Source organism: Microbacterium proteolyticum (genome assembly GCF_030818075.1).
Taxonomy (GTDB): domain Bacteria; phylum Actinomycetota; class Actinomycetes; order Actinomycetales; family Microbacteriaceae; genus Microbacterium; species Microbacterium proteolyticum_A.
This window is the reverse complement of sequence record NZ_JAUSZZ010000001.1, coordinates 640,280-661,963: the sequence shown is the minus strand read 5'-3', so window position 1 is coordinate 661,963 and position 21,684 is coordinate 640,280. Positions and strand designations below refer to the sequence as shown.

The window sequence follows — 21,684 nt, the reverse complement described above, 5'->3', positions numbered from 1 at the left end:
CGGGGCACGCCGCCTGTGCGATCCGGACGCCTTACCGGGGTGCGCCACACGGCGCCGCCTCGCCGGGGTGCGCCACGCGGCGCCCCCTCGCGGGGTCCGACCCACCGGGCCCGGCACGGCGCGCGCCGCTCGCTCGTCGTCCAGCGCCTCAACCGGAGCGGGCGAGCTACTTCTTGGCATCCTGTCTCGGGATGACGATCTGCTTGACGATCAGCAGGACCGACGCCGTGACGGGGATCGCCACGAGAGCGCCGAGCAGGCCGAGCAGGGTGCCCCCGACCAGAGCGCCGATGACGACGAGGGCGCCCGGGATCGAGATCGTGCGGCTCATCACCCGCGGAGTGAGGAGATATGCCTCGAGCTGCATGTAGACGAGGTAGGCGATCGCGAAGATGAGTCCCGCGGTGGGGCTGACGATCAGCGTGAACAACGTTGCGGTCGCCCAGAACAGCACCGAACCCACCAGGGGGATCAGAGTGATGCCGAAGGCGAGGGCCGCCAGCAGCGCCGCGAACGGCTGTTGCACGATCGTCAAGACGATGAAGGCGAAGACGGCGTTGCACAGGGCGAGAACGACCATGCCGGCGAGGTAGCCACCGACCGAGTCGGTGATCTGCCCGGTCATGTCGGCGACGGTCGCGCGGCTCCGGGCGGGCGTGAGGCGGACGAGGCTGTTCTTCATCCGGGGCAGGGATGCCAGGAAGTACAGACTCAGGACCAGCACGATGATCGCCCCCGAGATGAACGCGCCGATGCTGATGCCGACCTGCAGGAGGCCGCCGCCGACGGCGGCGATGTTCGTCGGGTTGGTGACGAAGCTCTGCACCTCTTGCAGCATGTCGCCGAGACTGTCGCCGAAGTTCGTCTCGACCCAGCGGACGGCGTCACTGTCGATCACATCGTTCACGAAGGCGGGGATGTCGCCGATGAACTGCTCGACCTGGCGCACCACCGGTGGGATGAGGAGCCAGAGGGAGCCCGCGAGGATCAGGGCGAGCCCACCGAACACGATCACGATCGACCAGGCGCGCGAGAGCCCCCGGCGAACCAGCATCCGAACGAGGGGGTCGAGGGCCAGGGCCACGAACAGCGCGATCGCGATGTAGATGAGGACCGTCGAGAGGTTCGACAGCGCGAGCGCCAGGAGGATGGCCGTCAGGCCGCCGAGGGTGAGGAAGAACCCCGCGGCGTACGGGCGGGCGACACCGGTCCAGACGGGCCGGTCGCGGGAGGTCGGCACGCCGGCCTCGGCGCCCGCGGACGTGGGATCGGGACGCGTCGATCGGCTCATGGTCACACTGTAGGTCTCACGGGTCGTGGCGCACGGACCATAGACCCACACGGTAGGGTCGGAGCGATCTGGGAGGACACATGACCGACGCCGACCCCTCGACGATCCTGCAGGGGCTTCGCGGCAGCATCGACAACATCGACGCCGCGCTGATCTTCCTCCTGGCGGAGCGCTTCCGCTGCACGAAGCAGGTGGGTGTGCTCAAAGCGCAGCACGGGATGCCGGCATCCGATCCCGCTCGCGAAGAGCAGCAGATCGCTCGGTTGATGCGTCTTGCCGAAGACGCCGACCTCGATCCCGCGTTCGCCCAGAAGTGGTTCAACTTCGTCGTCGCCGAGGTCATCCGCCACCACCGCTCGGCCGCGGCCGAAGCCGCGGACTGAGTTTTCGGCTCCGCGTCGCGCGACCCGTCCCGAAGCCGTTTCCCGCCCGTCGGGCGGGAAGCCCGTTCGGCGGAAAGCTCGTTCCGTGGGAAGCCCGTTCGGCGGAAAGCCCATCGGGCGGGAAGCCCGTCGGGCGGTGAATCCCCGGCTCAGGCGATCGACCGCGCCGCGGTGAAGCGCGTGATGAAGCCGGGGTGGTCGGCGGGCATGGCGAGGACCGAGTCGGGGGAGCGGCCGGCGAGCTGCGGGAATCCGGCGTCGGCGACGAGGTCGTCGTCGAGCGCCTCGAGCTCCGCGGCGACGAGAGGCCACGGCTCGTGGCTGTTCGCGGCCCAGATCGTCCGGCCGAGGTGACGTTCGTGAAAGCCCCAGCGGGCGGTGAGGAAGCGGGAGAGGGGTGAATCGACCGGCTCGGTTCCCAGGGCTGCGCGCAGACGTGTTCCCGGATGCCGGGTGCCATGCCGCCGCGAGCGGTACTCGATCCGGGGCCCGTCGCTGCGCACCCCGGCACGCGCCCAGCGGTACGGCAAGCCGAACAGCGCGCGTGCGGCCAGGACCGGGGCCAGGTGCTCCGCTTCGAGGGTGCGGAACACCACCCCCCGACGGCCCTCGTCGTCGACGGCGTAGGTGCGCACGTTGATCTCGGTGAACCTCCCCACGAACGGCACCGCGGGCAGCGGCAGGAAGCGGAACTCGCTCAGAACGAACGGGACGAGCCCGACCCACGCCGACCCGTCGTGCACATCGGGGCGGGTGCCGGGCGGCAGAAGGGGCGCGACCTCGCCCGGATCGACGCGCCAGTGCACGAAGACGGCGCGGCTCCATCGCTGCGCGATGACGGCGCGGCCGGGAAGGTCGGGTGCGTGGCGCTCGGTGGTCACCGGGTCATTCTGACCCCGGTGCCGCGGTGCGGAGGGAGACTGGACAGATGACCCCGTCGTCTGGTGCGGACCCCCGGCTCGTGGCATCCATTCGCGAACTCCTCGCGGCGCGCGACGCCGGGAAGACCATCTGCCCGTCCGAGGCCGCCCGTGCGGTCGGCGGTGACGACTGGCGCGACCTCATGCAACCGGCGCGCGACGCCGCGCACGAGCTGGTCGGTCTCGGCGAGGTCGAGGTGACGCAGCGCGGCGAAGTCGTGGACGTGACCACGGCCCGCGGCCCGGTCCGCATTCGCCGGACGACCTAAAAGCTCAGGCTGTGCCTCGCGGGGCCCCCGAGGAACCGCACGTCGGAGGGCGCGGCATCCTGTCGCCGGCGGGTGCGGGGCGGCGCAACTCGCAGTTCGGCGCGAAAGTCGCAGCTCTCGGCGCTCGGTCTGCGAGATCAGCGCTCTTCTGCACGTGCGGGAGCGCCCCCGACCACGGGGTTGCGGCCGCGGTGCCCTCGTGGTCGTTCAGCTCGCAGCGTGCGACGGGCGGTCTGCGAGGTCGGCGTCGCACGGCGCCATGCGCCCGACGACGAAGGGCGCGGGGCCGCGCAGCTCGCAGTTCGGCGCGGATCTCGCAGCTTCCCGCGCTCGATCTGCGAGATGGGCGCGGGTCTGCGAGGGTCGACGGGCGCCCGGCGCCTCAGACCGCGGGCTCCGGCGGTGTGCGCGGGGCGGGGTCGGCGGCGCGAGGAAGCTCCAGCGCCACCTTCTTCTCGAGCACGTCGACCGCCTCGTCGCTCAGCCAGATGAGTCCGTCGAGCTCCTCACGGACGCGTCGATAGGCGAGCTGCCGCTCGTTGGGTGTCGCGGCCTGGTCGGTCGCGACGCTGAGCAGCTGCTTGGCCGTATCGAGGCGCTTCCGCTCGTCGGTCGTGAAAGCGGCGTCCTTCACTCGGCGGGCGTCCCGCTCGGCGACGTCGAAGGCGACTTCGTAGTCGGTGACGGCCTCGCGGTATTCGCGCAGGCGCTCGCTCAAGAGCGTCTCGCCGTCTCGCGGGCGCAGGTTGTCGGCGGCCTTCTTCGCCCGGAGGAACGCGGCGGTCAGCGGCTGCCGGCCATCGCTCATCGCGGGGAAGCTGATGAGCTTCGCCGCGTCGAGCTCGTATTCGAGCCAGCGGTGGGTCACGGCATCCTGCGCCTCGGTGACCCGGCGCTGGTCGTCGGTGATGGGCGCCGGTGCGGCCGCGGCGACCGGGGCCGGCGCGGAGCCGGCCGGCGCGGAGCCGCCCTGCGCGCGGATCAGTTCGATGCGCTCGCGATGGCGACGACGCTCGGCGAGTTCACGCCGTTTGCCGGCCGCGCCGACGGCGCCCATCGTCATCCCGAACAGGGGGAAGACCATCCACCAGTGCGATCCGAGGAAAGCGAAGAACTCCGTCACGGCGTCATGCTACGCCGGTCGCCGATGACCGACTCAGGATGCCGGCGGGTGCGGCCGGTCGCGGGCGGGGGGCGGCCACACCGGACCGCCGTTCGGCGTCGGGCCGGGGCTCGGAGCCGGTGGCTCGCTCGCCGGGTCGGTCTTCACGGTGCGCTTCGCGCCTCGCTCCGTCCAGCTGCGCGCTGCGGCGCGTCCCATCGAGTCGAGGGAGCGGGCGAGGGCACGCTGCGCGGTGTCGGCGAGATCGGATGCCACTCGACCCCACGCGTCACCCGCCTCGACGCTCGGCTGCTGGGGACCCCGCCGGGCTGCCTGCTCGGCACGGTCGAAGGCGTGCGCGGCCCGGCGGACCGCGTCGCGGTACGCGAGGAACTCGGCGGGCTCGAGGCGGGTCTGCGGCGTCGCCGGCCGCAGCCACTGGGCTCGCTCGTGCGCGCGCAGGAACTCGGCCAGCAGCGGGGAGCGCGGGTCGGTCATCACCGGGTAGTCGATCGCGAGCGCGAGGTCTGTCTCGTACGCCATCCACCGGGCGAGGATCGCGTCGTGTTCGGCGAGGAGGCGCACGATCGGCAACGGGGCCGTGCCGGAGCGGATGGCCGGGAGCATCGCCTTGGCCGCCTTGACGCCCGCCCGGCGGGCGCGCACCTCGGCCGCGGCCGCACGGAGATCGCGTTGCGCGTCGATGAGGCGGGCGCGAGCTGCGGCGACGACGTCGGCCGAGACGCGGGATGCCGCGCGTTCCGCCTGAGCGCGCACCACTTCGGCGTCGGCGACCTTGACGTCGGCGCGTCCGCGGGTGACGGCGAGTCGCGCGTTCTGCAGGTCGAGTTGCGCGGCATCCAGCTCGAGCCGGCGCGCAGCCGACTTGCTGAGCGGGCGCGACGCCCACGCACGAGCCGCGCGGTCACCGGTGGTCGTGACGCCCGGGGCGCTCGCGCCGGCGGTCAGAACGCGACGACGCGTTCGGCGCACGCCGACCCAGCCGACGGTGCCCGCACCGGCCGCAGCGGGGCCGATCCACCACCAGTCGGCGAACAATGCCAGCAGCGGTTCCACGCCCCCATGCTACGTCGGGCTTCCGACACCCGGCTGGGCGTCAGGCCGGGATACGCATCGCCGTCCTGCCCGGGATGGCCGGGTGAATCTTCCCTCTCGGGGCGATGGCTGCGAGAGTGGGACCGTTGCGACGGGGGGTCGTCATGAAGGTCATGCTCGTGATGTGGTCCGACGGCAGCTACGAGGGTGGTGACGCAGAAGAGGACTACGCCGCGTGGGCGCGGTTCGAGGAGTCCCTGCGCGCGGACGGGGTCGTGACCGACACCGGCCGCTTCGGCCCGGCGGGGGATGCGCGCGCGACCGTCACGTCGATCACCCGGCATCCGGATGTCGCCCCGCAGCCCTCTGAGGCGCTGTCGGGGTACTACCTGCTCGAGGTCGCCGACCTCGACGCCGCGGCCGAGTATGCGCGTCGCGCCCCGCTGTACGGGACGGTCGAGATCCGCCCGTTGGTCGAGTACTGACGCCGTCCGTGTGAGGGTGGGGGCATGATCACTCGGCTCGACCCGGTCACGACCGACGAAGACATCGACGACCTGCGTCGCCGTATCGCTGCGACGCGCTGGCCCGACGACGTGGGCGACGACTGGTCGCGGGGGACGCGGCCGTCGGCGCTCCGACGCGTCCTGGATGCATGGGCCAGGTTCGACTGGTTGAGCGTCGAGGAGCGACTGCGATCGGAGCGCCACCTGCTCGTCGGCGAGCCCGGCCGTCGCGTCCACCTCTGGCGCGCCGGCACACCGGGCGCGCCCGCCGTCGTGTTGATCCACGGCTGGCCCGACAGCTTCCTCCGCTTCCGCGGCGTGGCGGAACGTCTCGCCGATTTCGACGTGGTCGTGCCCAGCATCCCGGGGTTCGGGTACAGCGACCCTCCCGGTCGAGACGAGGGCGGACCACGGTGGAATGCCTCGCGCATCGTCTCGGCGGTCGAGGCGATCGGCGTGGGCTCGTTCGCGGTACACGGCGGCGACCTGGGCACGGCGATCGCCGACCAGGTCGCGCTTCTCGACCCCGACCTGGTGTCGGGCCTGCATCTGTCCGACGTCCCGCTGTGGCGCGCCCAGGGCGACCCGCACCTCACCTCGGAGGAGAGGGGGTGGGTGGATGCCACCGCGGCGTGGGAGCAGAGCGAAGGGGCGTATGCGGCTGCGCAACGCACCAAACCGCAGACCCTCGCGGCCGGACTCACCGACTCCCCGGCGGGACTCGCGAGCTGGTACCTCGAGAAGTTCCAGGCGTGGGGGGAGGGCGACGTGTTCGCGCGCATCCCCCTCGAACTGATTCTCGAGAACCTGTCGCTGCACTGGTTCACCCGCACGGCGGGGAGTGCCGCCCGGGTTTACTTCGATCGGCGGCGCTTTCCCCCCACCGGCGGACGCGTGACGGTGCCGACGGCCTTCGGCCTGTTTCCGCACGACATCGACCACGGTGTCGAGTCGTTCGCACGGCGGTGGTATCCCACTGCGCGCTTCACGCGGTTCTCGTCGGGTGGGCACTTCGGCGCCATGGAGCACCCCGACCTGTTGGCAGGCGACCTGCGAGCGTTTCTCTTGCGCAGGTGAGCCGCCGGTTCCGTCGCCTCGCGCGTGCGGAAACGACGCAGGGTGAGCCCTCGGGCGGACCGTGCCCGGGTGGGCGACTCAGCCGAGGATCAGCGAGATGACGGTGGCGCCCCCGCCGGTGAGGATGAGCGCGGCGATGACGATCCACGCGGTGACCTTGACGCGGCGTTGATGCTTGTCGCTGAACGCGGCCATGTCGTCGTCGTCATCGGTCATCGCGCGACTCCTCTCGGGTGGTGGTCGTGGTGCGTGTCGAGACCGGCGTCGCGCGGCCACCGTGGACCGCGCGACGCGCCGGCTCAGGCCACGGGCTCCGCGACGGTCGGTCCGAACACGGCGGGCAGCGTCTCGTTCGACAGGCGGCGCAGCTCCGACACGGGCACGGTGAAGACGTCCTGGATCTCGAGGGCCGCCTCGGTGCCGGGCTCGACGTCGGTGACGCCGATCCGGAGCACCGGGTAGCCGCGGCCGTCGCACAGGCCCCGGAACTTCACGTCTTCCTCGCGGGGGACGCTCACCAGCACTCGGGCGGTGGACTCGCTGAACAGGGCGGCCGTGGCATCCACGCCGTCGCGTTCCATGAGCTCGGTGAGCCAGACGCGGGCGCCGACGCCGAAGCGCATCACGCCCTCGGCGAGGGCCTGGGCCAGACCACCCGACGACAGGTCGTGCGCGCTCGAGACGAGCGACTGCGACCCGGCGGCCCGCAGCAGCTCGGCGAGCTTGCGCTCCTGCGCCAGGTCGACCTTCGGCGGACGGCCGCCGAGGTGGTCGTGGATCGTGCCGGCCCACTGCGATCCGTCGAGCTCGTCGGCGGTGACGCCCAGCAGGTAGAGGTTCTCACCGGCATCCTGCCAGCCGCTCGGGATGCGGGCGGCGACGTCGTCGATGATGCCCATGACGCCGACGACCGGGGTGGGGTGGATCGGCTGGTCGCCGGTCTGGTTGTAGAACGAGACGTTGCCGCCCGTGACCGGGATGCCGAGCTCGAGGCATCCATCGCTCAGGCCCTCGACGGCCTGGCTGAACTGCCACATGACCTCGGGGTTCTCGGGGCTGCCGAAGTTGAGACAGTCGGTGACGGCGGTGGGCACGGCGCCCGTGACGGCGACGTTGCGGTACGCCTCGGCCAGGGCGAGCTTCGCGCCGTTGTAGGGGTCGAGCTGGTTGTAGCGGCCGTTGCAGTCGGTGGCGATCGCGAAGCCCAGGCCGGTCTCTTCGTCGACGCGGATCATGCCGGCGTCGTCGGGGAAGCTCAGCGCCGTGTTGCCGAGAACGTAGTAGTCGTACTGGTTCGTGATCCACGAGGTGTCGGCGAGGTTGGGGCTCGCGACGAGGGTCGTGAACTGCTCGCGGAGGGTCTCGGCATCCGTCGCCCGGGGGAGGGATGCCGCGGAGTCGGCCTGGAGCGCGTCGATCCACGTCGGGTAGGCGACGGGGCGCTCGTAGACGGGCCCGTCGACCGCGACGGTCGAGGGGTCGACGTCGACGATGCGCTCGCCGTACCAGTCGATGACGAGTCGGCCGTCTCCGGTGACCTCGCCGAGCACGCTCGTCTCGACGTCCCACTTGCCGACGACGGCGAGGAACGCGTCGAGCTTCTCGGGCGCGACGATCGCCATCATGCGCTCCTGCGACTCCGACATGAGGATCTCTTCGGGCGTGAGCGAGGGGTCGCGCAGCAGCACCTTCGACAGCTCGACCTTCATGCCGCTGTCGCCGTTGGCGGCGAGCTCGCTCGTGGCGCACGAGATACCGGCCGCGCCGAGGTCTTGGATGGCCTCGACGAGGTCGTCGCGGTACAGCTCGAGGCAGCACTCGATGAGCACCTTCTCGGCGAACGGGTCGCCCACCTGCACCGCCGGGCGCTTGGTGGGGCCGCCGTCGGCGAAGGTGTCGGATGCCAGGATGCTGGCGCCGCCGATGCCGTCGCCGCCCGTGCGGGCGCCGAACAGCACGACCTTGTTGCCGACTCCGGTGGCGTTGGCCAGCTTGATGTCTTCGTGCCGCATGACGCCGACCGCGAGGGCGTTGACGAGCGGGTTGCCCTGGTAGACGGCGTCGAACACCGTCTCGCCGCCGATGTTGGGCAGGCCGAGGCAGTTGCCGTAGAACGAGATGCCGCTGGTGACACCGTGCACGACGCGAGGGGTGTCGGGGTGGTCGATGGCGCCGAAGCGCAGCTGGTCCATGACGGCGACGGGGCGCGCACCCATCGAGATGATGTCGCGCACGATGCCGCCGACGCCGGTGGCCGCGCCCTGGAAGGGCTCGATGTAGCTGGGGTGGTTGTGCGACTCGACCTTGAACGTGACCGCCCAGCCGTCGCCCACGTCGACGACGCCGGCGTTCTGGCCCATGCCCACCATCAGGCGGGTCTTCATCTCGTCGCTGACCTTCTGGCCGAACTGGCGCAGGTAGATCCTGCTCGACTTGTACGAGCAGTGCTCGCTCCACATGACCGAGTACATCGCCAGCTCGCCACTGGTGGGGCGGCGGCCCAGGATCTCTCGGATCTTGGCGTACTCGTCATCCTTCAGGCCGAGGGCGCCGTAGGGCTGGTCCTTCTCGGGGGTGGCGATCGCGTTCTCGACGGTGTCGGCCAGGGCCGTACGGGCGTCGGAGGGGTTCGGGGTGGTCACGCGGCTGAGCTCCAAGAATCGCAGGGGCCGGACGGTGATCAGTCTAGTTGGGTGGCCCGACATTGCCCGGGTGTGGGGGCGGGACAGCCGCCGGGTGTGCGCACAACCTCCGTCACGGACGCAAACTCAGCGCGTTCCGTGACATCCGGGCTGAGGTTGTGCGCATCGCTGAGGTTGTGCAGCTCGAGTCACGGCAGGTGCGGCGGCACGACCTCCTCAGAACCGTGACGAGTTCGGCATCCATCAAGTCGTCCTCACCCGAGATGCCGAGCACGATCACGCGGGTTTCGCGAAGCGCACGGAGTGCGGGTTCTCACGGGTCATCGCGCTCCTTCGGGCACATCCTGTCGCGGCATCCCTCCACCTGGACGCCGCGCCGGCGGTAGTCTTCCGAGCGTGTACGACGACTTCGGACTCTGAGACGGCCGCACGGCCTCGCGCGACTGCCACCCCGGCACTCGCATCTTCAAAGTTCCCACCGACCGCCCCGGGCGCGGTGGGATGGTTCGAAAAGGATCGTCGTCATGTCTTCATCCGAGCTCGCCAACATCATCGGCCTCGTCGGTGTCGCGCTCGTCGTCGTCACGTATTTCCTCCTGCAGATCGGCCGCGTACGGGTCGACCAGTTGCGCTACTCGCTGCTGAACGCCGTCGCGTCGGTGCTGGTGCTGGTCTCGCTGGCCGCGCACTGGAACCTCTCGTCCGCCGTGATCGAGGGGTTCTGGCTGCTCATCAGCGTGTACGGCTGCCTGCAGTGGGTCCGCACGCGTCGCCGTCGCGAGACGTCCGCGTCGTAACGACAACCGCCCCGGCCGCCCCCGTGGCGGCGGCCGGGGCCCCTGTACACGCCCGACGTAGGCTGATCAGCGCTCACCTCGGGCGGGAAGGACCGCCGTTTGCACATCGTCATCGCCCCCGACAAGTTCAAGGGCACCCTGACCGCGGTCGAAGCGGCGGATGCCATGGCTGCGGCCGTCCGCGAGCGGTGGGCCGCCGCGGTGATCACCGTCATCCCCATGGCCGACGGTGGCGACGGCACGCTCGACGCCTTCGGAGGGGCGAACCGTCGCACCACCGTGACCGGGCCGCTCGGCCTCTCCGTCGATGCCGGCTGGCGTCTCGATGGTGACACCGCCGTGATCGAGTCGGCAGCGGCATCCGGGCTCGTGCTCGCCGGAGGAGCAGCGGCGAATGACCCGTGGAACGCCACGAGCCGCGGCGTCGGCGAACTCATCGCGCTCGCCCTCGACGCCGGGGCGACCCGGGTGCTGGTCGGCATGGGCGGCTCGGCGATGACGGACGGCGGGCGCGGGGCCATCGAGGCGCTGGGAGACCGCGTGCCCTTCCCCGCGGGCCGGGTCGTGGTGCTCACCGACACGACGGTCACGTTCGCGGGGGCCGCGCGGGTGTTCGCACCGCAGAAGGGGGCCGACGGTCCGATGGTCGCGCGCCTCACGGCGCGCTTGGAGACGGATGCCGCGGACTGGGCCCGCTGTTTCGGGGTCGACGTGCGGGGCGTGCCGCGCACCGGAGCGGCGGGCGGGTTGTCGGGTGCCCTCGCGGCGGCCGGGGCGGAGCTGGTCGACGGGGCGGCGTTCGTGGCCGAGACGCTCGGGTTGGACGCCGCGATCGCGGCCGCGGATCTCGTGCTGACCGGCGAGGGGGAGTTCGACGCGACCACCCTGGCGGGCAAGGGCCCGGGCCACGTGCTCGCCCTCGCGGCCGCGCGAAGCGTGCCGGCCCTGGTGGTCGCGGGCGTCGTCGCTGCCCCGGCGGGGACCGCGACGGCGTTCTCCCTGACGGAAACCGTCGGCCGGGAGCAGGCCTGGTCCGACCCGATCGACGCGGTGCGCCGCACGACGGCGACCGCCCTCACGCACCTGGACCTCTGACCGAGGGGTGCGCCGGGCGGCCGCTATTCCATGGTGCGCACGGCGTCGCCCGACGGCGTCGGCGTGACGGTGAAGCCGTCGAGGTTGCCCAGGGCGCGCCGGACTCCCTCTTCGGCGCGCGCCGCGGTTCGTGCCGCGCCGACCAGGTCGGGCGCGGCGACTTCCACCGTGGCAGAGCCCGTGAGACGGTGCCCGATCCACCGCAGATGGACGTCGCGGACGGCGTGGATGCCGTCGACGTGAACGAGGGCATGCTCGGCGCGATGCACGAGGTCGGGTTCGACGGCATCCATCAGACGCGCACCGATCGACTTCACCGTCCCCCACAGCAGCACCATGATCGAGATCGAGATGAGCAGGCCGATGAGCGGGTCGGCCAGCGGAAACCCCAGAAGGACGCCGACGGCGCCGAGCACGACCGACAACGACGTGAAGCCGTCGAGGCGGGCGTGCACGCCATCGGCGACGAGCGCGGCCGACCCGATTCTGCGGCCCACGCGGATGCGGTAGATGGCCACCGCTTCGTTGCCCGCGAAGCCGATCAGGCCCGCCGCGACCAGGAGCCAGGGGTGCTCGACCGGGCGCGGGGTGAGGAAGCGGTCGATGGCCTCCCACCCGGCGATCACCGCCGACAGGGCGACGACGAAGACGATGAACATGCCGGCGAGGTCTTCGGCTCGGCCGTATCCGTAGGTGTGCCGACGGGTGGCCACGCGGCGTCCGAGGACGAAGGCGATCCAGAGCGGGACGGCGGTGAGGGCATCGGCGAAGTTGTGGATGGTGTCGGCGAGGAGCGCCACCGAGCCGGTGAAGGCGACGACGACGGCCTGCAGGACCGTCGTGCCGAGAAGCACGAAGAGGCTGATCTTCAGCGCGCGGATCCCGGCGGAGCTCGCCTGCATGGCGTCGTCGATCGCGTCGGCCGGATCGTGCGTGTGCGGCACGAACAGGTCGTACAGGAAGTCCTTCGCTCCCCCGTGCGGATGCGCGTGGTCGTGGTGGTGGTCCGCGTGGTCGTGCTGGTGGGGGTGGTGGTCCGCGTGGTCGTGGGGTCCCGCGTGGTCGTGGTCGTGGTCGTGGTCGTGGTCGTGGTCGTGGTCGCGCCCGCGCCAGCGATCGTGGGTGTGCGCATGATCCGGCGCCCCGGGCGGGCGCGCGCGATCGCTCACGTGCCGACCCGCCCGCCGAGGTGGTGCGCCGGTGCGCCGACGACGTGCTCGGCCTGATTGACCGCGGCGATGACGAGCTCCGACGCGTGCTCATCGGTGAGGCGGTAGAACACGGTCGTGCCCTCGCGCCGCGTCGAGACCATGCGGGCGAGTCGAAGCTTCGCCAGATGCTGGGAGACGCCGGCCGGGCTCTTGTCGACGGCCTCGGCGATGCTGTTCACCGACATCTCGCCTGCGCCGCGCAACGCCAGGATGATCTTGACCCGCGTCGCGTCGGCGAGCATCGCGAACACTTCGACCGCGAGCTCCACGTATTCCGACTCGGGCCCCAAGCTCGCTGGCTGGTTATCTACGTGCATACGCAGATATTAGCGCTCCGGTCTTCGATGTCAGAGCCCGTCGTGCTTCATCGCCTGCACCAGCCGCACGTTGCGATCGAACGCCGTCTCGCTGAACTCCGAGGAGTAGTTCAATCCATACGGCCACATGTGGCTCCCGCCGCAGTTGATCCGTGCATCGTCGCCGTCCCACGACCTCAGCAGCGGCAGTGCCGCGGGCCAGTCCTGCGCGTCGCATTTGGCCTGGAAGTTCCATGCAGTGCCGACTCCCACGGTGTGCGACATCTCGTGCAGAGCCGTCCCCTCGACCATGTACGAGCGGTCGGCGCCGAACCGGACGTCGCCGTTGATGGTTGCGTCGGCGGTGGCGACGCCCGGAGCGTACGACACGCGAAGGTGAAGCTGGGTGTTGTTGAACCTGTTGAAGCGGGCCACCGCGCGGTCCATCGCGTCGGTGATGCGGGCGTAGGCGTCGATCTCGTCAGCCGACGGGTTCGACGACTGCGCGAGCGTGTAGGTGATCTTCGACACGTTCGGGTCGGTCAGGCGCCAGCGTTGGACGCCGGTGCCGTTGCAGGCGACCTGTGCGAGCACACCGCCGTCGATCGGTGACGCGGTGCTCTCCAGGCAGAGGCCGTTGGACCTGTTGCGGATCTCGGTCCAGCCCCCGCCGACGTCGGTCAGCTGCCACTGCTGCCCGGTGCCCGTGCCGCACGTCCACTGGTGCACGCCCGGGCCGCTGTTGCGCGTGTCGAGGCAGAGACCGCTATAGGTGTTCTTGATCTCGGCATAGCCGTTGCCGCGGTCGGCGATCCCCCACAGCTGGTTCTGCCCCTCCATGCACGTCCACTGGCGCACCTCGGCGCCGGGGGTCGTGTCGTAGTTGTAGTCGTCGAGGCAGAGGGTGTTCTGCTGGTTCCGGATCTCCTGGTTGGGGCCTGTTCCCACCGGGGCGACAGGCGTCCCCAAGCAGCGCGTGGCAGCGAACGGTGCGCTCACGGTGCGCGAGCCCGAGGCCGCCGTCGAGGTGACCTGGACCGTGCCCGCCTCCACCGCGGCGGCGCGGACCGTCGTCGAGGTGGAGACCGTGGCGCCCGCCGCGACCGCGGTGTGCGTCTTGGATGCCCACGCCGACGTGATGGTGATGGTCGCCGGCGCGTCGCTGTCGTTCGTCGCCCGGGTGACCAGGAGCACCTTCCCGGCCGCGCATCGTGCGGATGCGACCGCGCTGACCGCGGGCCCCGTGTCGGAGGCGGCGGCGGGTGCCGCGGTCCCGAACGTCGCGAGGGCGATGACGACCGCCAGCAGCGCGGCGCCGAGGGCTTTCGCCGTCGCGGCACTCGTGAGGGAGCGGAGTCCCGTCGGGGACGTCGTCGTCCGTGACATGCGGTGCCTTTCGCGTCGTCGGGTCGCCCCGGCGGTGGTCGGAGGGGGAGACGAGAGCGTCGTGTCGTGACGACCCGGTCTCCTCCGCAGGGCTGCGGCACCGTCGGGTCGGCGCCCGCTTCGCAAACATCGCTGTTATCGCTCACAAGCCTTGTGATCGCCAGTCAAGTGGACGCGGCTCCGCGGTGTCAAGTGCGCCCGGCGCTTCGCGGAACGTGCACGGACGGGCGTGTCCGACACCGGGGGAGCGCCGGCCGGTCGGGGCCTGGATCGCGGTCCCCCGGGGGAGCACAATGGTGACATCGGGAGGACCCCATGGCCGTGCAGACCCTTCGCACCACGTGCGTGATCGCCGGTGGCGGACCGGCCGGAATGGTTCTCGGGCTGTTGCTCGCGCGACGCGGCATCCGGGTCACCGTGATCGAGAAGCATCGCGATTTCCTCCGCGACTTCCGCGGCGACACCGTGCACCCCTCCACCCTGCGCCTGCTCGACGACCTCGGCCTGTTCGCGCGCTTCGACCGACTGCCGCAGTCGCACGTGCGCCAGTTGCGCCTGCCGACGGAAGCCGGACCGGAGGTCGTCGTCGCCGATCTCACACGACTGCCGACGCCCCACCCCTACATCGCGATGGTTCCGCAGTGGGACCTGCTCGATCTGCTGGCCGAAGCCGCCTCGGCCGAGCCGACCTTCACCCTGCTGCGCGAGCACGAGGTCACGGGGGTGCTGCGGGGCGGCGGGAGCGTTCGTGGGTTGACGTTCCGCTCGCCCGAGGGTGACGGCGAGGTGCGGGCGGATCTCACCGTCGCGGCCGACGGCCGATGGTCGACCGTGCGGCGCGCGCTCGATCTGCCGCTCCGGGAGTTCCCCGTGCCGTTCGACGTGTGGTGGTTCCGCATCACCACCGACCAGCGGCTCGCCGACGTGCTCCTCCCGCGCATCCGCCGGGGCCGGATCGGCATCCCCATCCCGCGCCGAGGGTACGTGCAGGTCGCGTGGATCGCGCGCAAGGGCACGGATGCCGCGCTCCGCGCCGCCGGAATCGACGCGTTCCGGGCCGATGTCGCAGAGCTGCTGCCCGACCTCGCCGGCGACACCGCCTCGATCGCGACGATGGACGACGTCAAACACCTCGACGTGCGCGTCGATCGCCTGCGCCGCTGGCACGCCAACGGTGTGGTCTGCATCGGCGATGCGGCGCACGCCATGTCGCCCGCCGGGGGCGTGGGCATCAACCTGGCGGTTCAGGATGCCGTAGCCGCGGCGCGACTGCTAGCCGGGCCGCTGCGGCGGGGGTCGTTGGCGGGTCCGCGGTCGGGGCGCCTGCTCGCTCGCGTCCAGCGGCGCCGGCGGTTGCCGACGGCGGTCATGCAGTCGCTGCAGCGTCTCGTGCACTCCCGTGCGATCGCACCGGTGATCGAGGGGCGGAACGCCGCGATCCTGCCGCGCGCCGCCGGGATCCTGCTTCGGATCGTCCCGGGTCTGAGTGTCATTCCGGCGTTCCTCGTCGGCATCGGACCCCGGCCCGAGCGCGCGCCGCGGTGGGCTCGTCGCTGACGCCGGTACGCCCCTCCCGCGTGTCGCGACGGTCAGCGGTGTTCACAGGCGCGGAATACGTGGGCGACGCGTCGTCAACGGAGGTTCGGCCGGGTTGTGACGAACTCCCCCCTCGGGGACGATCGCGCGCGCAGGGATCGGCGGGGAGAGGGCGCGTCAGGCGACGGTCTTCGCGATGCGCACCCGGATGTCCTTCATCAGCGGCTGGTCGCTCTGGCGGCTGTAGTCGTCGGGTCCGAGCAGCACGTTCAGCTCAGGAAAATAGCCCGCGGCGCTGCCGCGCGGGGTGTCGTACTCCAGCGCCCGGAAGGCCGTCACGCTCCGCACCGACCCGTCGCGCGAGGTGGCGACGATGTCGACCAGATCGCCCTCGGCGATCCCGCGCTCCTTCATGTCGCGGCGGTTCATGAACACGAGCTCGCGGATGTTGCGCACACCGCGGTAGCGGTCGTCAGCGGAGTAGATCGTGGTGTTCCACTGGTCGTGCGAGCGCATCGTCTGCAGCACGAGCACGTCGGCCTCTTCCGGGATGACGTCGGGCAGCGCGGCATCCGAGAATTCCGCCTTCCCCGAGGGCGTCCGGAAGACGCGCTCGCGGGCGGGCTGAGGGATGCGGAAGCCGTACGGCTGCCGCACGAGTTCGTTGAAGCCCTCGAAGCCGGGCAGCACGCGCGACATGGTGTCGCGGATGCGGTCGTAGTCGCCGACGTACCAGTCCCAGGGCGTCGCCGAATCGGGCATGGTCGCCCGGGCGATCCGCGCGATGATCTCGGGCTCGCTGAGCAGGTGCGGCGACGCGGGCTTGCGGGAGCCGCGCGAGAGTATGACCGCGCTCATGGCATCCTCGGTCGAAATCGACTGGGGCCCGCTCTCCTGCTCGTCGCGCTCGGTGCGGCCGAGGCAGGGGAGGATGAGCGCCTGCTTGCCATGGGTGAGGTGGCTGCGGTTCAGCTTCGTACTGACGTGCGCGGTCAGCTCGCACCGGCTCATGCCCTCGGCGGTGAGCTTCGTGTCGGGAGCCGCACGCACGAAGTTGCCGCCCATGCCGAGGAACACCTTGAGGTCGCCGCGATGCAGGGCAGCCACGGTGTGGACGGTGTCGAGGCCGGGTTCGCGGGGGGAGGTGATGCCGCACACCTCGTCGAGCTTCGCGAGCCACTCCTCGGTGGGCTTGTGGTTGATGCCGCACGTGCGGTTGCCCTGCACGTTGCTGTGTCCGCGCACGGGCGACGGCCCGGTGCCCAGCCGCCCGACGTTGCCGCGCAGCAGCAGGAGGTTGACGATCTCGCGGACGGTGTCGACGCCGTGCTGGTGCTGGCTGACGCCGAGGCACCAGCTGATGACGCACCGCTCGGAGGCCAGGTAGACGGCGGCGGCGGCGCGGATCTCGGCCTCGGTGAGGCCGGCCTGCTCCACCAGCTCGCTCCACGACGTCGCCTCGACGAGCGCGCGGTAGTCGTCGAACCCGGACGTGTACTCATCGAGGAACGCCTGGTCGAGTGCGGTCGGGTCGGTCTTCGACGCCTCGAAGACGACCTTCGCCATACCGCGGACCAGGGCCAGGTCGCCGCCGGGGCGCACCTGCAGATTCATCGTGCTGGTCGGGGTGGAGTGGAAGGTGGCCATGTCGACGATCTCGTGCGGCACGATCGTGCGGGTGGCCGCGACCTCGCGGAGCGGATTGACGTGCACGATCTGCGCGCCGCGATCGATCGCCTCCGCGAGACTCGTGAGCATGCGGGGGGCGTTCGACGCCGCGTTCACCCCCAGGATGAAGAGGGCGTCGGCGTTCTCCCAGTCCTCGAGGTCGGCGGTTCCCTTGCCGGTGGCGAGGGATGCCGTGAGCCCGCGGCCCGAGCCTTCGTGGCACATGTTCGAGCAGTCGGGGAGGTTGTTCGTGCCGAGTTCGCGGGCGAACAGCTGGTACAGGAACGACGCCTCGTTGCTGAGGCGACCCGAGGTGTAGAACGCCGCCTGGTCGGGGGACTCCAGCGCCGTCAGCTGCTGCGCGATGAGGCGGAACGCGTCGTTCCACGAGATGGGGACGTAGTGGTCGGTGGTGGCGTCGTAGACCATCGGGCCCACGAGGCGTCCGGCGTCCTCCAGCTCGAAATCGCTCCACTGCGACAGCTCGGTCACCGAGTGCGCGGCGAAGAACTCCTTGCCGACGCGCTTGTGCGTCATCTCCCACGTGACGTGCTTGATGCCGTTCTCGCAGATGTCGAGGGTGACGCCCTTGTCGTCGGGCCACGCGCACCCCGGGCAGTCGAAGCCGCTTTTCGGGTGGTTCATCGTGAACATTGCCTTGGTGCCCGCGACCGGTTGACGCTGCTCGAGCAGCACCTTGCCCACGGTGAGTGCGGCCCCCCATCCGGCGGCCGGGTGCTCGTACGCGCCCGTGCTCGACCAGTCGCCGTCGACCCGCGGGCCGAGGCCCCCCTGACGCGGCTTCTCGGTCGTCAGTCCGAAGGACTCACCCATCTTCGACCCTCCGATGATCGTGGCGCCGGGCTCGTGGCATCCGGACGTGGTCAGCGTACGCTCGCGACCTCTTCTGCTGCGGGGGTTGTGGATGGAACCCGAATGCGATCAGCGCGGGTGTAGAGGTTCATGCTCGACCCGCGCACGAACGCGGCGAGGGTGAGCCCCGCGCGCTCGGCGAGCTCGATGGCGAGCGAGGAGGGCGCCGACACGGCGGAGAGGATCGGGATGCCGGCCATCACGGCCTTCTGCACCAGCTCGAAGCTCACGCGGCCCGACACCTGCAGCACGGTTCCGCGCAGCGGCAACCGGTCGTTCAGCAGCGCCCACCCCACGACTTTGTCGACCGCGTTGTGTCGGCCGACGTCTTCGCGGGCGACGAGCAGCTCGCCCGTCGCGCCGTCGAACAGTGCCGCGCCGTGCAGCCCGCCGGTCTTGTCGAACGTCTTCTGCTGCTCGCGCAGGCGGTCGGGGAAGGCGGCGATGTCGTTCGCGGACACCTGGATGCCGTCGGAGGACACGTCGTAGCTCGACACCTTCTCCACAGCGTCGATGGATGCCGTGCCGCACACGCCGCACGAGCTCGTCGTGTAGAACGACCGGGCGATGTCGCGGGACGGCAGGGCCACTCCCGGGGCGAGGGTCAGATCGAGCACGTTGTAGGTGTTGCCGTCGGCGCCCCCCGTTCCCGGCCCTCCGCAGTGGATGGCGCGAGCGAACTGGTCGCCACGATGAAGGACGCCCTCCGACACCAGGAAGCCGGCGGCGAGTTCGACGTCGTGACCGGGCGTGCGCATGGTCACCGACAGCGGGGCGCCCGCCACCCGGATCTCGAGCGGTTCTTCGACGGCCACGGCATCCGGCCGCTGCCGGTTCACCCCGTCGAGGGTGATGCGCGTGACGCGGCGGGAGGCGGTGAGGCGGCCCATCTCAGAACCGCGCGACCGGGAAGAAGGGGGACATGGATCGAGCGTAAGCGCGGTCTCGACGGGCGGGGGCGGTTCCCGCCGCCCGTGGGGTGGCGTGGCGGGGGTGATGAGCGCCCCGGGGTGACGAGTGTGACGACCGCCCCGCCCGTGATGGGTGCCCGTGCGTGGCGGGGCGGCACGGGCCCAGCGAACCAGCGTAGCGAGCGGAGGAGCAGGGCCGAGCGGAGGATGCAGTCGCGGCATCCGTCCTCCGCTTCTCCCCGGCCCTCCACTCGCCACCGGTCGGCGGGGCAGGATGCCGCCGGGGGCCCGGAATTCCGCGGGTGAAGGCCGTACGTATGCGCTCGCATACAGATCCGCCCGAATTTTTCAAGCTCAGACGTGACGTTATCCGGGCCCGCTACGTCTTAGTCATGTGGGCCGAAGCGCCCACCCCGGACACCCGGGCCATGACATCGGAAAGGTATACGGACATGGCTACTGACGCCCCCACCACCCCCGCTGCGAAGAACGTCCCCCAGGCGGCGTCGCGTGTGAACCGTCCCGTCGGCGGTCAGCAGACGCACACCGACGGCAAGACCACGATCGCCGATGGCGTCGTCGGCAAGGTCGTCGGCATCGCCGCCCGCGAGGTCTCGGGCGTGTACGCCCTCGGTGGCGGCGGAGCCCGTGCGCTCGGCGCCATCCGCGACGCGATCAACGCGACCGACCTGACGCAGGGCGTCAAGGTCGAGGTCGGCGAGACCCAGGTCGCCGCCGACGTCACGATCGTCGTCGAGTACGGCGTGCCGATCCAGGAGGTCGCCGACGAGGTGCGCAGCCGCGTCGCCGCCGCGATCGACCGTCTCGTGGGTCTCGAGGTCGTCGAGGTCAATGTCGATGTGAACGACGTCCACATCCCGGGCGACGACAACAGCGACGACGACAACGAAAAGCGCGTCCAGTGAGCGCCACGACGAAGGGCGCCCTGTTCGGGCTCGTGCTCGCCCTCAGCGCCCTCATCTTCGGATTCTGGGGCTTCATCCTCGTGGCCCTCTTCATGGTCATCGGTGCGGTCGTTGCGCGCGTCACGGCGGGTGAGCTGGACTTCCGCAACATCGTCAACGCGTTCACGGGTCGGAGCACGTCGTGACCACCGTCACGGCTCCCTCCGCGGTCGGCAGCCGCTCGTCGGCTGCCGGCCGCGGCCTTCCGGCCGGTCGCGTGAATGTCGCGGATCGGGTGCTGCAGAAGGTGGCTGAGCGCGCGGCCGCCGATGTGATCGGGGTGGATGCCAAGAATGTGCGCGTCGAGATCGTCTCGGCTCGTGATACCGCCGTGGTGCGCGTCACCTCGGCGTTCCCCGTGCCGCGGCTGGACGACACCGCCGCGGTGAACGCGGCGACCCCGGTGCTCGAGACCGCCCGCGCGGCGCAGGCCGAGCTGCGCTTGCGCCTGACCCGGTTGTTCGGCCGGGAGGTGTCGCGCGTGGACGTGACCGTCTCGGGCGCTTCCGCCCCTCAACGAAAGCGAGTGCTGTGATGAGCGACTCCGTGCTCCGCACCGTCGTGCGCCGTGAGACCCATTCGCCGCGCACGGTGGCCATGCTCGTCGTGGTCGTGCTGCTGCTTCTCGCGCTGGCGTACGCCGCCGTCGAGATCATTCTGAGCCTCACGGGCGCCCAGCCGCTGCTGGTCGCCCCCGGCCCCGCGCTGGAAGCCGTCGTGGCCGCGCCGACCGCTCTGATGCCGGCCGCGTTCATCGTCGCGGGTGTCGTCCTGGCGATCCTCGGTCTGATCGTGCTCGTCCTGGCTCTCAAGCCCGGGCGTTTGTCCAAGCACGAGATGGGCCTCGGACAGCGTGCCGTCGTCGTCGACAACGGCGTCGTGGCATCCGCTCTGGCGCAGCATCTCAGCAACGAGTCCGGCATCGCCCGCGAGGACATCGTCGTCGGCGTCGCCCACCGCACCGTCGACGTGACCGTGCGCCCGCCGGTCGGCATCCCTGTCGATCAGGGAGACCTGCAGCGCACCGTCGACGCCGAGATCGCCACCTACAAGCTCACCCCCTCCGTCCGCACGGTCGTGCGGGTGCAGCGACCCGACACGAAGGAGTCCTGATGAACGCCACCCGACGCGGTCTGAACCGCTTCGTGCTCTTCCTCGTCGCCCTCGTGCTGCTCGCCCTCGGCGCGCTCGCCCTCGCCGTGGGGCTGCTGCCCGACGGGGCGACCACCTGGACCACCGTCATGGGCGGCTTCCAGGGCTGGCTCGTCTCGCTCGGTCGCGAGTCGGCGGGATGGGGCGCGGTCGCGGCGATCGTCGTCCTGGCGATCATTCTGATCGCGATCGCCGCGTCCGCCGTGCGCGGCCGCCGTCAGGCGCCGCTGCAGTCCACCGGCAGCGCGAACGCCGAAGGTCGCATCACGATCACGGACGGGTTCGCGTCGGAGGCGCTGAAGAACGCCCTCGCCGAGCGTGACGAGATCCTCTCCTCCAAGGTCACCGCGGGCGAGGTCGGCAAGGAGTCCGTGCTGCACGTGTCGGTCACCCCCCGCCAGAACACCTCCCCCCGCGAGGTCGCGGAGCACGTGGACACCCTCGTCACCAACCTGGCGACGCTGACGGGGCAGAACCTGCGCGCCTACATCTCCATCCACAGCGGGCTCCGCGCGAAACTCGCGCGCGACACGACCCGCGTGCACTGA

General features: G+C 70.9%; 23 protein-coding genes. 12 read left to right on the top strand and 11 right to left on the bottom strand.

From position 1 onward, the window contains the following. Window positions 1-166 precede the first annotated feature (166 nt). The gene (locus QE392_RS03155) at window positions 167-1,291 is read right to left on the bottom strand and encodes an AI-2E family transporter (RefSeq protein WP_307447770.1); all 1,125 of its coding nucleotides are present in this window, start codon (window positions 1,289-1,291) and stop codon (window positions 167-169) included. Between the two features lie 80 nt (window positions 1,292-1,371). On the opposite strand from QE392_RS03155, the gene QE392_RS03150 reads away from it, so the two are divergent. Continuing rightward, window positions 1,372-1,674 carry a chorismate mutase gene (locus QE392_RS03150; RefSeq protein WP_307447767.1) on the top strand — a complete coding sequence of 101 codons (303 nt, stop codon included), beginning with the start codon at window positions 1,372-1,374 and terminating at the stop codon, window positions 1,672-1,674. Between the two features lie 149 nt (window positions 1,675-1,823). Here QE392_RS03150 and QE392_RS03145 read toward each other — a convergent pair whose 3' ends face one another. Beyond that, a complete protein-coding gene (locus QE392_RS03145; protein WP_307447765.1) occupies window positions 1,824-2,555 on the bottom strand; it encodes a YqjF family protein in 732 nt (243 codons plus the stop codon). A gap of 47 nt (window positions 2,556-2,602) precedes the next feature. Here QE392_RS03145 and QE392_RS03140 point away from each other — a divergent pair, with 47 nt between their 5' ends. Beyond that, window positions 2,603-2,863 carry a DUF3253 domain-containing protein gene (locus tag QE392_RS03140; protein WP_307447762.1) on the top strand — a complete coding sequence of 87 codons (261 nt, stop codon included), beginning with the start codon at window positions 2,603-2,605 and terminating at the stop codon, window positions 2,861-2,863. A 382-nt stretch (window positions 2,864-3,245) separates the two neighbouring features. On the opposite strand, the gene QE392_RS03135 is transcribed toward QE392_RS03140, so the two are convergent. Together QE392_RS03135 and QE392_RS03130 are read right to left on the bottom strand one after the other, a co-directional pair. Continuing rightward, window positions 3,246-3,986, bottom strand: coding sequence for a hypothetical protein (locus QE392_RS03135; RefSeq protein ID WP_307447760.1), 741 nt, complete (start codon window positions 3,984-3,986; stop codon window positions 3,246-3,248). A 33-nt stretch (window positions 3,987-4,019) separates the two neighbouring features. Then, complete coding sequence (locus QE392_RS03130) at window positions 4,020-5,042, bottom strand: hypothetical protein (protein WP_307447757.1); 1,023 nt, start codon at window positions 5,040-5,042, stop codon at window positions 4,020-4,022. A gap of 143 nt (window positions 5,043-5,185) precedes the next feature. On the opposite strand from QE392_RS03130, the gene QE392_RS03125 reads away from it, so the two are divergent. After that, window positions 5,186-5,506: a YciI family protein gene (locus QE392_RS03125; protein ID WP_307447755.1), complete on the top strand. Its 321-nt coding sequence runs from the start codon at window positions 5,186-5,188 to the stop codon at window positions 5,504-5,506. Between the two features lie 24 nt (window positions 5,507-5,530). After that, window positions 5,531-6,604, top strand: coding sequence for an epoxide hydrolase family protein (locus tag QE392_RS03120; protein WP_307447749.1), 1,074 nt, complete (start codon window positions 5,531-5,533; stop codon window positions 6,602-6,604). A gap of 78 nt (window positions 6,605-6,682) precedes the next feature. Here QE392_RS03120 and QE392_RS03115 read toward each other — a convergent pair whose 3' ends face one another. Beyond that, on the bottom strand, window positions 6,683-6,820 hold the full coding sequence (locus QE392_RS03115) for a hypothetical protein (protein ID WP_307447746.1): 138 nt from the start codon (window positions 6,818-6,820) through the stop codon (window positions 6,683-6,685). A gap of 83 nt (window positions 6,821-6,903) precedes the next feature. After that, window positions 6,904-9,246 carry a phosphoribosylformylglycinamidine synthase subunit PurL gene (gene purL, locus QE392_RS03110; RefSeq protein WP_307447743.1) on the bottom strand — a complete coding sequence of 781 codons (2,343 nt, stop codon included), beginning with the start codon at window positions 9,244-9,246 and terminating at the stop codon, window positions 6,904-6,906. A 524-nt stretch (window positions 9,247-9,770) separates the two neighbouring features. On the opposite strand from purL, the gene QE392_RS03105 reads away from it, so the two are divergent. Beyond that, window positions 9,771-10,043: a CBU_0592 family membrane protein gene (locus QE392_RS03105; protein ID WP_307447741.1), complete on the top strand. Its 273-nt coding sequence runs from the start codon at window positions 9,771-9,773 to the stop codon at window positions 10,041-10,043. 99 nt (window positions 10,044-10,142) lie between these two features. Next, window positions 10,143-11,138, top strand: coding sequence for a glycerate kinase (locus tag QE392_RS03100; RefSeq protein ID WP_307447738.1), 996 nt, complete (start codon window positions 10,143-10,145; stop codon window positions 11,136-11,138). Between the two features lie 23 nt (window positions 11,139-11,161). On the opposite strand, the gene QE392_RS03095 is transcribed toward QE392_RS03100, so the two are convergent. The 3 genes from QE392_RS03095 to QE392_RS03085 are packed head-to-tail and all read right to left on the bottom strand — an operon-like array spanning window position 11,162 to window position 14,031. After that, window positions 11,162-12,307 (bottom strand): cation diffusion facilitator family transporter, encoded by a 1,146-nt coding sequence (locus QE392_RS03095; protein ID WP_307447736.1) that lies wholly within the window; start codon window positions 12,305-12,307, stop codon window positions 11,162-11,164. Then, entirely contained in the window at window positions 12,304-12,666 is a 363-nt protein-coding gene (locus QE392_RS03090) for an ArsR/SmtB family transcription factor (RefSeq protein ID WP_307447733.1), read from the bottom strand. The genes QE392_RS03095 and QE392_RS03090 overlap by 4 nt, the downstream gene beginning before the upstream one ends. Before the next feature lie 30 nt (window positions 12,667-12,696). Further along, on the bottom strand, window positions 12,697-14,031 hold the full coding sequence (locus tag QE392_RS03085) for an RICIN domain-containing protein (protein WP_307447730.1): 1,335 nt from the start codon (window positions 14,029-14,031) through the stop codon (window positions 12,697-12,699). A gap of 315 nt (window positions 14,032-14,346) precedes the next feature. Between QE392_RS03085 and QE392_RS03080 the strand changes: the two genes are divergently transcribed. Next, window positions 14,347-15,588, top strand: a complete 1,242-nt coding sequence (locus tag QE392_RS03080; RefSeq protein ID WP_307447725.1) for an FAD-dependent oxidoreductase — start codon at window positions 14,347-14,349, stop codon at window positions 15,586-15,588. A 156-nt stretch (window positions 15,589-15,744) separates the two neighbouring features. Here the strand turns inward: QE392_RS03080 and QE392_RS03075 are convergent, their stop codons facing one another. Both QE392_RS03075 and fdhD read right to left on the bottom strand, forming a co-directional pair. Beyond that, on the bottom strand, window positions 15,745-18,069 hold the full coding sequence (locus QE392_RS03075) for an FdhF/YdeP family oxidoreductase (protein WP_307447722.1): 2,325 nt from the start codon (window positions 18,067-18,069) through the stop codon (window positions 15,745-15,747). Between the two features lie 50 nt (window positions 18,070-18,119). Then, window positions 18,120-18,998, bottom strand: coding sequence for a formate dehydrogenase accessory sulfurtransferase FdhD (gene fdhD, locus QE392_RS03070; protein WP_307447717.1), 879 nt, complete (start codon window positions 18,996-18,998; stop codon window positions 18,120-18,122). Window positions 18,999-19,471: 473 nt separating this feature from the next. On the opposite strand from fdhD, the gene QE392_RS03065 reads away from it, so the two are divergent. From QE392_RS03065 to QE392_RS03045, 5 genes are read left to right on the top strand one after another with little or no spacing between them, the layout of a single operon-like run. Next, complete coding sequence (locus QE392_RS03065; protein WP_307447714.1) at window positions 19,472-19,945, top strand: Asp23/Gls24 family envelope stress response protein; 474 nt, start codon at window positions 19,472-19,474, stop codon at window positions 19,943-19,945. Then, window positions 19,942-20,130, top strand: a complete 189-nt coding sequence (locus QE392_RS03060; protein WP_307447711.1) for a DUF2273 domain-containing protein — start codon at window positions 19,942-19,944, stop codon at window positions 20,128-20,130. Before QE392_RS03065 ends, QE392_RS03060 begins: the two co-directional genes overlap by 4 nt. Continuing rightward, window positions 20,127-20,519: a hypothetical protein gene (locus tag QE392_RS03055; RefSeq protein WP_307447708.1), complete on the top strand. Its 393-nt coding sequence runs from the start codon at window positions 20,127-20,129 to the stop codon at window positions 20,517-20,519. The genes QE392_RS03060 and QE392_RS03055 overlap by 4 nt, the downstream gene beginning before the upstream one ends. Then, the gene (locus tag QE392_RS03050; protein WP_307447705.1) at window positions 20,519-21,097 is read left to right on the top strand and encodes a DUF6286 domain-containing protein; all 579 of its coding nucleotides are present in this window, start codon (window positions 20,519-20,521) and stop codon (window positions 21,095-21,097) included. The genes QE392_RS03055 and QE392_RS03050 overlap by 1 nt, the downstream gene beginning before the upstream one ends. Beyond that, window positions 21,097-21,684 (top strand): hypothetical protein, encoded by a 588-nt coding sequence (locus QE392_RS03045; protein WP_307447702.1) that lies wholly within the window; start codon window positions 21,097-21,099, stop codon window positions 21,682-21,684. Before QE392_RS03050 ends, QE392_RS03045 begins: the two co-directional genes overlap by 1 nt.

Excerpts from the sequence above, each read along its gene's own strand:
- fdhD (WP_307447717.1), bottom strand. The coding sequence starts at position 18,998 with ATGGGCCGCCTCACCGCCTCCCGCCGCGTCACGCGCATCACCCTCGAC.
- QE392_RS03120 (WP_307447749.1), top strand. The coding sequence starts at position 5,531 with ATGATCACTCGGCTCGACCCGGTCACGACCGACGAAGACATCGACGAC.
- QE392_RS03080 (WP_307447725.1), top strand. The coding sequence starts at position 14,347 with ATGGCCGTGCAGACCCTTCGCACCACGTGCGTGATCGCCGGTGGCGGA.
- QE392_RS03090 (WP_307447733.1), bottom strand. The coding sequence starts at position 12,666 with ATGCACGTAGATAACCAGCCAGCGAGCTTGGGGCCCGAGTCGGAATAC.
- QE392_RS03115 (WP_307447746.1), bottom strand. The coding sequence starts at position 6,820 with ATGACCGATGACGACGACGACATGGCCGCGTTCAGCGACAAGCATCAA.
- QE392_RS03140 (WP_307447762.1), top strand. The coding sequence starts at position 2,603 with ATGACCCCGTCGTCTGGTGCGGACCCCCGGCTCGTGGCATCCATTCGC.
- QE392_RS03155 (WP_307447770.1), bottom strand. The coding sequence starts at position 1,291 with ATGAGCCGATCGACGCGTCCCGATCCCACGTCCGCGGGCGCCGAGGCC.
- QE392_RS03045 (WP_307447702.1), top strand. The coding sequence starts at position 21,097 with ATGAACGCCACCCGACGCGGTCTGAACCGCTTCGTGCTCTTCCTCGTC.
- QE392_RS03075 (WP_307447722.1), bottom strand. The coding sequence starts at position 18,069 with ATGGGTGAGTCCTTCGGACTGACGACCGAGAAGCCGCGTCAGGGGGGC.
- QE392_RS03150 (WP_307447767.1), top strand. The coding sequence starts at position 1,372 with ATGACCGACGCCGACCCCTCGACGATCCTGCAGGGGCTTCGCGGCAGC.
- QE392_RS03065 (WP_307447714.1), top strand. The coding sequence starts at position 19,472 with ATGGCTACTGACGCCCCCACCACCCCCGCTGCGAAGAACGTCCCCCAG.
- QE392_RS03050 (WP_307447705.1), top strand. The coding sequence starts at position 20,519 with ATGAGCGACTCCGTGCTCCGCACCGTCGTGCGCCGTGAGACCCATTCG.
- QE392_RS03085 (WP_307447730.1), bottom strand. The coding sequence starts at position 14,031 with ATGTCACGGACGACGACGTCCCCGACGGGACTCCGCTCCCTCACGAGT.
- QE392_RS03105 (WP_307447741.1), top strand. The coding sequence starts at position 9,771 with ATGTCTTCATCCGAGCTCGCCAACATCATCGGCCTCGTCGGTGTCGCG.
- QE392_RS03125 (WP_307447755.1), top strand. The coding sequence starts at position 5,186 with ATGAAGGTCATGCTCGTGATGTGGTCCGACGGCAGCTACGAGGGTGGT.